At 45.3% G+C, this 14,584-nt stretch carries 5 protein-coding genes; all 5 read left to right on the top strand.

All coding sequences use genetic code 11. The features are described 5' to 3' along the window. Positions 1–169 precede the first annotated feature (169 nt). Entirely contained in the window at positions 170–2,545 is a 2,376-nt protein-coding gene (locus tag ACFO5U_RS09220) for a SpoIID/LytB domain-containing protein (protein WP_377278630.1), read from the top strand. A gap of 1,139 nt (positions 2,546–3,684) precedes the next feature. Next, positions 3,685–5,559 (top strand): LTA synthase family protein, encoded by a 1,875-nt coding sequence (locus tag ACFO5U_RS09215; protein ID WP_377278628.1) that lies wholly within the window; start codon positions 3,685–3,687, stop codon positions 5,557–5,559. A 269-nt stretch (positions 5,560–5,828) separates the two neighbouring features. After that, positions 5,829–8,084 carry a cell wall-binding repeat-containing protein gene (locus tag ACFO5U_RS09210; protein ID WP_377278627.1) on the top strand — a complete coding sequence of 752 codons (2,256 nt, stop codon included), beginning with the start codon at positions 5,829–5,831 and terminating at the stop codon, positions 8,082–8,084. A 16-nt stretch (positions 8,085–8,100) separates the two neighbouring features. Further along, entirely contained in the window at positions 8,101–8,820 is a 720-nt protein-coding gene (locus ACFO5U_RS09205) for a hypothetical protein (RefSeq protein WP_377278625.1), read from the top strand. Between the two features lie 791 nt (positions 8,821–9,611). Then, positions 9,612–14,267, top strand: coding sequence for a cell wall-binding repeat-containing protein (locus ACFO5U_RS09200; protein ID WP_377278624.1), 4,656 nt, complete (start codon positions 9,612–9,614; stop codon positions 14,265–14,267). Positions 14,268–14,584 lie beyond the last annotated feature (317 nt).

Raw genomic sequence — 14,584 nt, 5'->3', positions numbered from 1 at the left:
TTTTTGCATTTGAACCGAATCGCTTTCGGTAAATGATAAGAATTGGACAATAGAGGATAATATTTACAAAAATTTATAAAAATATATGTACCTTTTAATAAAAATATAGAATATACTGTAAAAAAATAGAGAGAGTGTTCTGTGAAATGAAAGACTAGGGGGAAAAAGAGTGAAAATCGTATTGAATGGGTTAGCAATCTTAATGTTTATCGGCGTGATTCTCGGAGGCGCAGCTAGTGCATCAGCCAATGATGATTTTACCGTTAAAGTTCGACTGACTAATAATTTGGGGACAGCCACCAGCTATGATTTTATGCCACGCGGTAGTTCGCAGCTGGTAGAAGACAAAAACATTAAACTGGAAAAAGGCGTACGTTACAGCGTGCAAGTCGTTTCCGGTAAACTAGTATTGAAAGATGGCAGCAAAACTTTGAAAAGCGGCCTTTCCACCGTTACGGTAGAGCCGCTCACGTATTCAAAAGCAAACCATATCTACCTTTACAAAACGGGTACTGCGGCCATCCACCCTTATATGGGGACAATCCAATTCCGCATGTCGGGAACAACGCGCATGCAACCGGTCAACTCGTTGCAGTTTGAAGATTACTTAAAAGGCGTCGTGCCTTCAGAAAGCCCAGCAAGCTGGGGGGCAAGCGGAGGAATGGAATCGTTGAAAGCGCAAGCTATCACGGCGAGATCTTATGTTTTTTCTAAAATGAACCAAAACTCGCTTGAAATCGATGATACGACGACATTCCAAGTTTATAAAGGATTCATTTGGGATCCCTTGTCGCCTCATTACCAATCGGCTTATCAGCATACAAACCGTGCTGTCGATGAAACAAAAGGACAGATTTTGACATACAAGCAAGCAAACGGCCAAACCGGCTTTGTCACGGCTTATTTCTCCTCAAGCAATGGCGGGCAAACCGAATTGCCTGAACAATACTGGTCAGGGAAACTGCCTTATTTATCCGCTACACAACCAGATACTTTTGATACGAACAATGTCGTGTGGAAATTAAACTGGATGAAACAGCAATTGCCGGCAACCGCTGACTTGATGATGCCCGCAGTCTGGTGGCAGACGACCCCTGAACATAATTTGAACGGGGCATTGGTGAATGAGCAAAGCAAAACAGCGTTCACCAATTTCAAAAATGATTTGCTCGCCAAAGCCAAAGCGAAAGATCCGAGCGTAGAATCGATCAAAATCGCTTCAATCGACAAAATTCAAACGGAAACTTACGACAATACCGGGAAAGTCAAAGGCATTACACTCGATATGAGCTATTATGTCCGCAACAGCAAAAACGGCGCATTGAGTTTTGACATGGCAGCTGGGGCGGCATCGAAAACGCTATCCGGCAAAAGCCGCTATGAAACTGCTGTAGAGATCGCTAAAGAAACACTCGGAACACAAAAAGCGCCGGCAATTGTACTTGGACGCGGTGATGTGCCTGCGGATGCGCTTGCCGGAACGGTTTTGGCACATAAATACGGGGCACCAGTGTTATTGACGAGAAGCGAAAGCTTGCCTGCAGTAGTCGATCAATTCTTGGAAGAACAAACCGTCCAAGGCGCCACAATTTATTTATTGGGCGGCACCTTAGCGATTTCCGAAGAAGTGGAAGCTGCATTAATGAAAAAAGGTTTTAACACCAAACGACTAGCAGGGAAGACCCGTTCTGAAACCTCGTTATTGATAGCAAAAGAAATCGGGCAATTGAAGACTGTCATGTTCGCGACAGGCAAAGATGATTCTTCCGATGCGTTGTCTGCTTCTGCTTATGCAGCTGCCCATCAATTGCCGATCATCATCCACATGGGCGCGAAAAGCCCGGATTCCACATTGGCGTTTTTAGAAGAAAATAAAACCGAAAAAGCGACGATCATCGGCGGTACATCGGCTGTACCGGAAGCGGTAGCCACCACCTTGGCTGAGCGCGGCATCCAAAGTAACCGCATCAGCGGCCAGGACCGCGTCGCGACAAGTATCGAAATCAACCGCTTATTGCCGATGAATGGCAAAAACTTAGTTGTCGGAAACGCATATTCCTTCGTGGATGCACTCGCAGGTTCTGTGCTCGCAGCCAAAACGAATTCACCGATTTTGCTGCTTCACCCAGATCCTAAGCGTTTGCCGATAAGCCATATGGAGCAAATCAGTAAATTGACGAAAGACCAAGCGTATTACCTTGGTGGAGAAATGGTTATTCCGACAGCTTTGAAGACCGCGAGCAATGAATACGTCGGCTCGTCATTGAAAAAGCACAATGTCTCCGTCACGTATAGAGCAGGCAGCACACCGAGCATGACCACATTCCGCACGTTGCTGGGCGGTGCTAACTTGAAGAGCGTCGATTTTGATGTTGTGGATTCAGCAGACCGCTTTGTTTTTGACGGAAGTGGATTCGGCCACGGCATCGGCATGAGCCAATGGGGCTCATACCGCCGCGCGCAAGCAGGCCACAGCGCTGAACAGATCTTGAACTTCTATTACCAAGGCGTGTCGATTGAAAGCACATCCAAATTTGTAAAATAAGCGATTGAAAAGCCGTCCAAATGGGCGGCTTTTTTTCTGTCACTTTTAAAGTTTGAGAGGGAGTGTGCCAGACTTTTAAAGTTTAAATAGCTAACGCTATTAGACTGCGCTTCAGGGGCACGCTTGCCGGGGGCGGGTGCCCGGCCAATGCGCCGCAAAGAGCACGGCACATTTGTCTCGCCAGCCCGCGCGGTCCCCCAGACGTCGGCCCCTTCAGCTCCGTCTCTAGATATAGACAGGTGAAGAATTTTTCTGGTTCATTGAATTAGCAGGTGAAGATACATCATCTCTGTGGTCGGGAGTCACACGACGAGTTTGCATGTGTCCTTTGTCTGCTTTTTAAAAATGAAGCATCTCTTGGGAAGCGATTCCCCAAACAGCGGACAAAAAATTCAAAGAAAGCTCAACTTTAACTGACTAGTATCGAAGAAAACGAAAAGCCGCCTAGCGCCAAGGGTGAGCCGATGCAATGAGACAAGTGGTTTTCTTGGCTCATTGCGAAAGGCCATCCCAAAGCAGGGCGGCGGATATCTGAGTGATGCCTCGCACAACCAAGCACACATCTCCTCAAAATAATTCTAGCCACCCCATCGAGATTCCATTCCAGGGAAGCGATTCCCCAACCGGTGGAAGAAACCCTCAAAGAAAGCTCAACTTTAACTGGCTAGTATCGAAGAAAACGAAAAGCTGCCTAGCGCCTAGGGTGAGCCGAAGCAATGAGACAAGTGGTTTTCTTGGCTCATTAGGAAAGGCCATCCCTAAGCAACGCAGCGAGTTCTTTGTGATGCTCACATAAAAACTACATATTTCCGCATGCCATTTCCAGCTTAACCTCCCCCGATTCTACTCAAAAAGTTATTTCCCATTAGCAGAAGGAGCAGTAAAGTCACACATAAATGAAATCAAGCACTCCAAAATAAGACGGAAATAGGACAGCTGGAAGCACAATTGCTGCACTTAATTCGAAATAAACAAAAGAATTATAAAACCCCTGAACTTTCATAATGCCTCAAAAACCTCGGCAAAACAGTGTTGTGCAACCCATCAAACCAGTAGAGCGTCTTTACATAAGCTTAGTGCTATTGTAATAAATGTCACAATAATGCTAAAATTGATTCATCAATAAAGAGGTGTTAAATATGATTAAGACAAATAAATTAAATTCTCCACTGATCGTACTAGCCATTTTATCGTCCATACTGCTCATCAAGCTGGGGGTCTTCCGTACTCTAATCTACGGAGAAGTTTCTTGGCTCAGGCTGCTGTTCGTTGACTTTCCAATCTGGATGCTCTTGCCGGTCCTGCTGTTTGTCGTGTTGAGACGGGTGAGTCCTGTAGTTGCCCTGATCTATAATCTGATCATCTCAGCATTAATGGTGTCGATTGTTTGGTATGAGCGCTATTTCCAAACAGTCCCGAGTTATTTTGATTTGCAGCAAGGCGATCAAGCCGGTTCGGTGATGGCAACAGTCAGCTTATTGTTCACGCCGCTGGACCTGCTGTTTTTCGCTGATATCCTCATCTACGTAGCACTGTTCGTGTTCTACTGGAACCGCCCGCTGACGATGAAAAACCGCAAGAAAATCGGAGCGGCCGCATTTGTCTTGGTCGTCATCAGTGCTGTGACGACGACGGTCGCATTGCAAAAGCCGATCTTGGATATGACATTGTTCGCCAAAGAACAAGGCTTTGTCCAGACCCAGATTGTACAGGCGATGCAGCAGAATAGCGCATCGGCGCAAATGAACTTATTATCGAACGAAGAGCTCGCTAGACTAAAAGGCAATGAATTTGTCCCGTTTGCCGAGCATGAACGCTTTGGAATTGCAGAAGACCGCCACCTGTTCGTCATCCAAGTGGAGTCGCTGCAGAATTTCGCGATCAACCAGTCGATTGCCGGCCAGGAATTGACGCCAAACATCAATGCATTGCTTGGCGACAGCTTGTATTTTGACCGGATGTTCCAGCAAATCGGTGCAGGTAACACGTCAGATGCAGAATGGCTGCTTCACATGTCGCTGTTGACAAGAGGATTGGATCCAACAGTCAATTATTTGAACGGCACAGAATTGCCATCGCTCGTTGATTTGCTCAACGACCGCGATTATTACACGACGACTTACCATGCCGACGAACTGAAGTATTGGAACCGTGAAGAATTGTATCCGGCACTTGGTTTTGACTATGCGTATTCACTTAATGAAATACCTAATGAAGACGTAATCCACATCGGGCCGTCTGACCGCGTCATGTTCCAATTTGCTGAAGAAGAAATCCGACAGCAAATGGCGGAAGGCAAGAAAATCTATGCCAACTTGATGACCATGACAAGCCATACGCCATTCACGATGCCCGAAAAAGATGAGTATCTTGAGCTGCCGGAAGCCTATGAAGGCAGCTATACAGGAGATTACTTGCAATCCATCCGCTACGCCGATGAAACAATCGGGGAATTTATCGAATTTTTGAAAGCGGAAGGCATTTACGAAGAGTCGATCATTGTCATCAATGGCGATCACTCGGGGCTCCATGGAACACCCATGAAAGTAAGCGATAATAACCTAATGTCGGAATTGCTAGGACATCAGTACTCGCTGAAAGACCGTTTCTTATTGCCGTTCATCATTACAGCCCCAGGTTTGTTCGAATCAGAAGTAAACTCCAATTTTGGCGGCCAAGTCGATATGATGCCGACCATTATGAACTTGATGGGCATGTTGCCGGAAGCGCCGATGGTCGGGCACAATATGCTGCAATATGAGAATAACTTGCTGGCTGTACGTTATTATTTGCCAGGCGGATCGTATATAACTGGTGATCATATGTATCTCGGCCAAAATGCCAGATATCCAGAGCGCTATTATGACTTTGACACGATGGAACGCATTGAGATAGACAAAGAGACCATCGATAAAAATCAAGCTAATTCATTGAAGATACTGGACCACTCCGATGCTTTGTTGAGTAATTACTTAAACGAAGATGCGGAGGAAGAATCCGAAGAAGGAAGCTAATTCCTTCTTTGGATTTTTTTGTTCATTCATTTAAATGAATGAACATGCAATTTATCAGTATACATTTATAAGTGAAAAAGAGTCTTAATATCTAGTTTAAACTCATGAAACCTTTTTTTTCGATATTTTTATAGGTCTTATGGCTTTTCGGGTGAAAAATTCAGTTTTAAACTCTGTATAAAGAATCATTTTATGAAAATATTGTAAAATTCTCTTGTTTCTCCTAATTTTCCCCCGTACTATTAGGTCAGAAAGAGGGGAATGTAGCATTGAAAACTAAACTTTTATTTGTGCTTTTGTTGCTGCTGGCCATTGGATTTGGTTCTGGGACTGCATCAGCTTCAGGCAAACCGACCGTAATCTTAGACCCGGGACACGGGGGGATTTACTCAGGGACTGCCGGCTATTCAGGGAACCGTACAGGTTATTACGAAAAACACGCAAACATGGAAGTCTCGAACCGGCTTAAAACAGAACTTGAAAAGCGTGGATTCCTCGTCCGCATGACGCGAACGACAGATGTCCAATTTTCACGTATTTCATCCAGCCAGGATCTCGTTGAACGGATGAAAGTCGCCAATGGCATGATCGCCAGCGGCAATAACGACAACACGATCTTCATGTCTGTTCACCATAACGCAACAGGCTCACCGACGTTCGGTGGTTACGAAACATACTACTTCAACAATAATTTCGCAAGCTCGGCATACCCGCCATCAGTTTTGCAACGCCATTATTCTCCGGAAAGCGGGAGACTTGCGACAGCGACTCATCGCTCGGTCATCAATTCCGGCGTTAAAGAAGGCCGTGGCATCGTCGCCAACAGCCTTTATGTCAATCGTGTAGCTAACGTTCCAGCAGTTTTGCTCGAAGTCGGCTATATGTCAAACCCGACAGAAGAAGCAATGATCAAGCAAGCGTGGTTCCAGCAGAAAGTTGCTGAGAATGTCGCCAAAGGCGTCGATGACTTCTTCAATGTCTATGTCGTCAATGACGTCAACGGCAAAGCGCTAAGACAATATGCTTCTAAAACAGATGCATTGAACTACGCGAAAACTGTAGCAGGAAGCTATGTTGCCCATAAAAAAACAGGTGTGGTTGAAGGTGCGACAAAGCCTGAACCGATTGAACGCCCACTCGTTTACGGCATTTATCATTCCGGTGTTAAAATCGCGAACAATTTATATGGGACAGAACAAGAAGCAGTTAACGAAGCAAAAAAATGGAAAAACACACGCGTGGTACATACGACGACAGGCGCAGTGCTTTGGTCGAACTATTTGCCTCAGAAATACGTCGTCCTGGACGGCAGTGATAAAGAAGTTGCCAAGTACTATAGGGAAGACGATGCACTCGCACACGGCGGTAGACTTCCGCAAGCATCGGTCATCGATTCTTCTACTTTAGAAAATGATATTGTGTGGTCAAATTTTAAACGGAAAAATTTCATCGTCCGCTCGAAAGATAAAGGCGAGATGATCGAACTTTATAACCGTGAAGAAGCCCGCGAATATGCGCGCAACTGGCCGAACTCAGAACTATTCGATGTCTGGGCGCAAAAAGTGATCTTCACGAACCCGGATACGGCGAAGTATTCTTACACGCCTCAAAACATCCAAGGCAAGAGCCGCATTGAAACCGCTATTGAAGTCTCAAAACTACTTTACCCTAGCGGCTTCGCTTCATCAAAAGCTCAAAAAACCGTTGTGCTTGCTACTTCCGGGCAATACGCTGATGCATTGTCAGCTGGCCCGCTCGCTGCCCATTACGGCAATGCACCGATTCTCTTGAGCAGCGCGAAAACGTTGACGCCTGCAGTTGAGCAGGAATTAAAACGCTTGAAAGCGAACAGAGTCGTCATCGTTGGTGGAACAGTAGCGCTATCGGCATCAGTGGAAAGCAAGTTAAAGAGTATGGGAATGAGCGTCGAACGCCTGTCAGGACAGACGCGTTATGAAACGAATGAACAAATCAACGCCAAACTACCAGCTGCAAGCGGCATGTTCGTCACATCCGGCAATAACTACCCGGATGCATTGACAGCTGCGAGCGTTGCGGTCGTGAAAAAATGGCCGATCGTTCTAGTGAGAGACGGAATGGCATTGCCAAACCGCTTGAGCACAGGCTACGGTAAAGACATTGTTATCATCGGCGGGACAGCTGCTGTACCGGCAGCAATGGAAACGGCAGTCAAGCGTGAAGTTGGCGCAGATGGTGTTCGCCGCCTTGCTGGAACAACTCGCTACGATACGGGAACAGCAACAATCGATCATTTCAGCAAGGAGTTCATCTCCAATCGTTTGATCGTCTCGACGGGCACCAACTACCCGGATGCACTCGTGTCGTCAGCCATCTCTGCCCGCTACAATGCACCACTTTTCCTTGTGCCGGATAACTCAATGCCAGCAACTTTAACGACAACATTGTCCAAACACAGCAAAGAAAAACTGATCAACCGCACTTATTACGTAGGCGGAGCGGTTAACCCAGGAATCAAGACAACGATCAACGCTATGCAAAAATGATAAGGTGGTTAAACATATGAAGAAATTCAGTGGTCTCTTGCTCTCAGCCGTTATTCTCGGCGGCTGCGGCACCGCTGTGACGGACTCGGCCGAAGATGCGAATGTCAACGGCACGGGCGGCACAGAATCAACCGAAACCGAAGCCACGGAAACCGAAGCCACGGAAACTGAAGCGACAGAAACAGAAGTCGAGTCTTCAGAAAACGACCCGATCGAAGTAACGGATCCTACCGGCTTGCAGCTATACATGCCAGAAATGGGCCTCGTGAAGAATTTTCAAGTAGAAGACTATGAAATCACTCGTGAAGTACTCGAAGTTTCCGGCAATAAAGTATTGGAAGAAATCACATTCGGAGACGCAGCAACTGTTGAAGTCACAGAATGGACGGAAACAACGATGAACATGGTCATTGAAACTGCTGAACTTGAAGGCGAACGCGACATCTCGATTGAAGGCCTCGTGCCGATGGATGGACCGGTCGTCATGATCGATGAAGAAAACAACACAGAAGGCGAATGGATTATGACCTCGAAAGATGCAACATTAGAAACGGAAGCTGGCACGTTTGAAGATGTACTCATCGTCCAACAAGTCTTGAAGTCCGAAGCATCAGACCAAGTCATGACCAACACGCGCTATTTTGCGCCGGGACTCGGATTTATCCAAGAAGAGTCTGTAGTGGAAAATGGAGCCGATAAGCAAGAATCTATTATCGGCCTAGTGAGTTACGAATAAGTAATAACCAAAAACCATCCGCCTTTGGGCGGATGGTTTTTGTCATTTTTCTCACACGCTATTCCAGAGAAGCGATTCCCCGACCAGCAGAAGCAATCCACAATGAAAGCTCATCGTTCACAGGTTAGCATCAAAGAAAACGAAAAGCCGCCTAGCGCTCACGGGTGAGCCCACGCAGTAAGACAGATGAACTTCCTGGCTTACTGCCAAAGGCGAACCCAAAGCAAGGCGGCGAAACCGTATGTGACGGCAAAATGAAAACAGATAAATTTTCGCACACCAATTCCAGCTCACCTAGACTTCCGCTATCCATTCATTAAAAAAGAAACACTGTCCTTAGCAACTCATTCATGATCAATGACCTTAGAAAAGATTAGACAATCCCCTTATTTGAAAATAAATAAATTTAACATAAAAGTTGCCCGACAAAAGATAGTTTTACCCTAAAAAACATTAAATGATAATCATACATATTTTCAATAGATATTAGAATAAACAACTGATGGGTTTAGTGAGAAAGTCCTTTTGTCCTTCGGAACACGAAAATTTTATTTTTTAAAAAGATTCCTTTAGCTCATGTATTTTGAAGGAATAAATTGTTCATTTTATCATCTTTTATGCTTAATACATTTCAATTAAATTCCATACTTTCAATTGAAAAGTATAACCTTTTAGCTTATTGACATAATTGTATGACTATTGTTACTATTTTACTTGTGGAGAAAGACATACATAAGTTGGGATTTTACATAAGAAAAAATTCTCCAAAACCATTTAGGGGAGGCTACATTGTGCAAAACGGTTCAAAAAACTGGAAAAAGTTTGTATCTGTTGCGATGATCGCTGGATTGGTCGCAAGTAACGGAGCAATGACTGCGAGTGCCACTGGCGACAAAGAGAAAGCCAATGGTCAGGATTTGCAGGCTATCAACGTTCTTTCAAACGAAAAAGCTGAACTCATCAAACAGCTAAAAGAAAAGGAAGAATCGGCTTTAATACAAACCGATGCACTCAAACCGGATGATACAGTCCGCGTTATTGTCGAAATTGAAGGACAATCTGCCATCGAAATTGCATCTGATAAAGGTGTCCAATACAAAGAACTTGCATCATCAGAGAAAGCTCAAATCGAATCCAATCTTGTGAAATCACACGATACTGTCAAGAAGACCATTTCTTCAAGAGGCGTCGAATTAAATTCGGAATATGAATACACAACAGCATTCAACGGCTTCAGCGGAGTGGTAAACTTCAGCGATGTCGAGAAAATAAAAGACTTGCCGAACGTTAAAAACGTATACATCGCAAACGAATACGAACGTCCGGAAGCAACGCCAGACATGACAACAAGCCACGACTTTATCCAGTCCCGTCAAGTCTGGGCTGACAGCAAGTACCAAGGCGAAGGCATGGTCGTTGCGGTCATCGATTCCGGAATCGATCCAGACCACAAAGACTTCAATATAACAGACGCTTCTAAAGTCGATCTGACAAAAACGACGGTCGATGGCCTTATCTCTAAGGATGGATTGAAAGGCGCTTACCAAAACGTTAAAGTTCCTTATGCTTATAACTATTACGATAAGAACGCTGAAATCAACGATGACGGCCCGAATGCTTCCATGCACGGTATGCACGTAGCTGGTACGGTTGGAGCGAACGGCGATGAAAGCACAGGTGGTCTTAAAGGGGTAGCGCCTGAGTCTCAGATTTTGGGTATGAAAGTATTCTCGAACGATGTCAACTTCCCGTCGACATTCTCCGATATTTACTTGGCGGCAATCGATGACGCGGTGAAACTAGGTGCAGATGTACTGAACATGAGTTTGGGTTCAGTAGCATCGTTCTATGAAGCTGATAGTGCAGAAGATAAGGCAATTACGAACGCAGTCAATAACGGAATCGTCGCAGCTGTTTCTGCCGGAAACTCCGGAACGGTCGGCTATAATTACGACAATCCGCATTATGACAACCCGGACTATGGCTTGGTCGGTTCTCCAGGACTCAACAAAGATACGATCCAAGTTGCAGCAACTGGCAATATCGTCAACCATTATACACATGACCTTGAATTCGCTGACTTCAAAGTTGAAGGATTCGGCGTAGACGACTGGACGGATTTTGAAGTAGCAGGACCTGACGTTGAAGTTGTTTCTTTGAAAGCGTTGACTGGAAATGCTAATGCATTGGGCGCGCTGACTGACTATCAAGGCATAGATGTAAAAGGTAAAGTAGTTGTCGTATCACGCGGTGAGCATACTTTCGCCGATAAGACGGAGTGGGCAGCAGCAGCTGGGGCAGCGGGAATCGTCGTTTACAACACGAATAGCCCTGTGTTCTTTAAAGACCAAGGCGGCTGGGACATCCCGTTCATGAAAGTGACAAAAGCGGATGGCGATAAACTTGAGGCAGCTCTAGCTAACAAAGAAGCGCTTGGAGCTAATGTAGAGCAGACTAATATCGAAGAAGGGCCGGAAGTAGGCCGTTCAACCAACTTCACTTCGTGGGGCGTGACACCGGATCTTGAGTTCAAGCCGGAATTGTCTGCACCAGGTGGAAACATCCTCTCGACTCTTGAAAATGATCAATATGGTGTCATGAGTGGAACGTCAATGGCAGCTCCACATGTTGCAGGTGGCGCAGCACTTGTTCAGCAATACTTGAAAAATCATGATGAGTTCAAGCACCTATCGATGGAAGAACGTACGCGTCTTGCTAAGAAACTGCTTTTAAACACAGCGGATATTACGCTTGGTAAATCCGGGGACATCATTTCGCCTCGCAGACAGGGCGCTGGCATGATGCAGTTGAACAGCGCAGTTTCCACTCCGGTAATCTTGACGGAAAAATCGACGAATGAAGCAAAAGTAAACATGAAGGACTTCACGAGCAATTCATTCACGTTTACATTGACGGCTGAAAACTTGACGGACAAAGCAGCGACCTATGATGTGGATACATCCGTAATTGTTGATATGTTCCAAGAAGAAGGCGCAGTCACATACAACTTGCTGAGATCAGGAGCTTTAGAAGGGGCAAAAGTGGCTGCACCTGACAGCATTACGGTCCCGGCAAGAGGTAAAAAAGATGTTACAGTGACCGTTGATATCAGTGGGGGTAAAGTGCCTGGTCTTGATAAAGACGGCAATGCAATTACAAAAGCACTTGAAGAAGATGTCTTTGTAGAAGGATTCGTTACATTGACAGCAGAAGAAGGGTCAGCGAACCCGGATCTGGTCTTGCCATACATCAGCTTCTACGGTGAATGGGACCGACCGGATATCATTGATTCATTCGGTCCGGATGAAGCCGGAAAACCGAAATTCTATCAAGCTTTATATGATGCCAATGATTTTACGGAAGCACTGGATGGCAACACATTCTTCGAGCCGGTAGAAGTGGACGGCGAAATGGTTTATCCATTCTCCCCTAACAATGATGGCTTGAGAGATACGATTTATGCGATGCCGACATTCTTGCGGAATGCTGCTGAGCTACAAACAAATATCCTCGATGAAGACGGTAAAAACATCCGTACAGTCAATATCGAGAAGAATATCCGCAAAAACTTCTCCAGCTCTGCTTTCTTTAGTTTGAACAGAAGCCGTGCATGGGATGGCAAAGCTAAAGGTGAACTTGTAGACGATGGCTTGTACGAAATTGAATACAAAGCAAAAGTGGATTATGAAGAGGCACAGTGGCAGAGCAAATCATTGCCGGTTTATGTGGATACGGTTGCGCCAACAGGTGAAGTGAAAGTGAACAAAGAAAACGACACCTTGGATATTGTATTAAATGACGAAGGTGTCGGCGCTGCAGAATACGTTCTATACGTTAATAACAAGCGTCTTCCTGCAAAAGGGGCATTTAAAGCAGATCAAAAATCCGTGAAATTGAGTGACTATCAATTGACTGGAGAGAACGTAAAACATATTGAGATGACGGTAATCGATCATGCTCAAAATATGGGCCATTTCAAATCGACTTCCAACGATACACTGAAACCGGTCATTTATGTAGACGATAATGGACCAGAAGCACTTGGCCTCTACGGAACTAAAAATGTTCCGATCAAAGGCTATGTTGTCGAGCATGACTTGAAGTCATTAAAAGTGAATGGCAAAGAAATCGCCTTCGCGAAAGGTGCAAACGGCTACCACTTCGATACAACGATCGAACTTGAGACTGGCCGTCATGATGTGAAATTCGAAGCAACAGACGCTAGTGGCAACACTTCTTCCATCATCCGCCCGGTATTTGTGGATACGGTGAACCCAACACTCACGATTGATGCGCCGACCACGGTTGGACAAGATCAGAAATCTGCGGAATTCGACATTACAGTTGGAGATAACTTCAATATGATTAAATTGTCGGTGGACGGAGACGTACTATTTGCTCAAGATGTATATGACGAAATCAAATTGAAAGACCCGATCAGCAAAACGGTAACAGCGAAAGTCGATTTGGCTCCTGGCGTGAACACGTTCAAAGTAGTCGCTGAAGACGGTGCTGGCAACAAAGTTGAAAAAGAAGTGAAGATCGAGCGTTCGGATGCAGAAGTTGGTGTTGAACGCATTTCCGGCTCGAGCCGTTATGCAACTGCAGTCGAGCTCAGCAAAGAAGGGTGGACTTCATCTGATACGGTCGTTCTGGCGCGCGGCGATAACTACGCCGATGCACTAGCAGGCGTACCGCTTGCGAAGAAACATGATGCACCGCTTCTATTGTCCCGCACGGCATCATTGCCAGCTGACACATACGAAGAAATCAAACGTCTTGGAGCGAGCACAGTTCACGTTCTTGGCGGCACGATTGCCATCTCTGATGCAGTCGTGAAAAAACTAAGAGATGAAGGCATCACGGTCAAGCGCATCAGCGGTGCGGACCGTTTTGAAACAGCGGCGAAAATTGCAGAGCAAGTCGGCAACTCCGAAACTGCTATTGTAGTAAGCGGCGCGAATTTCCCGGATGCTCTCAGCGTAGCGAGCTATGCTGGAACAGATGGAACGCCAATCTTGTTGACACGTAAAGATTCCGTGCCGGCTGCGACAAAAGCAGCGTTATCGAAACTAGGTGTCAAAAACACATTAGTTATCGGCGGCACAGGAGCAGTTAGTGCGAAAGTCGCTTCCGAACTTCCGAGCTCAACTCGCATCAGCGGTTCAAACCGTTACGAAACGTCTCTTGCAGTGGCGAAATACTTCGGTAGCCCGTCAGACACAGTTTACGTAGCAACTGGAACAGCATTTGCAGATGCTTTAGCAGGTGGGGCATTGGCAGCGAAACAGGAAACCGGCGTATACTTGGTCGGCAAATCCGTACCAGCTGAACTTGGCAAACATCTACAGGATAATGATGTTAAAAATGTGAAAGTCATCGGTGGAACTCAAGCAGTATCCGATGCCATCCTTAAGCAATTGGAAGAGTACTTGAACGATAAGTAAACAGGATAAAATCGGAGCGCCTTTAGGTGCTTCGATTTTTCTGTTTTAAATGAATCGAAGAGAAGTTCGTCTGTATCATGAATTTATTAATCAAAAGTATAAGTTTGAATGAATGGCAATACGGAAAATGTTCTCTACTAACCAACTAAGAATCAGCTCTTTTTATTCCTTTTAATGGATATTATTCAGTATAATTACTGTGAAATGAAAAAATGTAAACGTTTACGAAACATTTATCAAAATTTTACTTACCTTCGAAATGTTTTGTAGTATGATGGTTTATAGGGACAAACGTCTTCGTACATAGTCTGAAAGAA

Source organism: Planococcus dechangensis, assembly GCF_042654465.1.
Lineage (GTDB): Bacteria > Bacillota > Bacilli > Bacillales_A > Planococcaceae > Planococcus > Planococcus dechangensis.
Note: the sequence above shows the minus strand (reverse complement) of the source record. Positions and strands in the feature narration are given on the sequence as shown.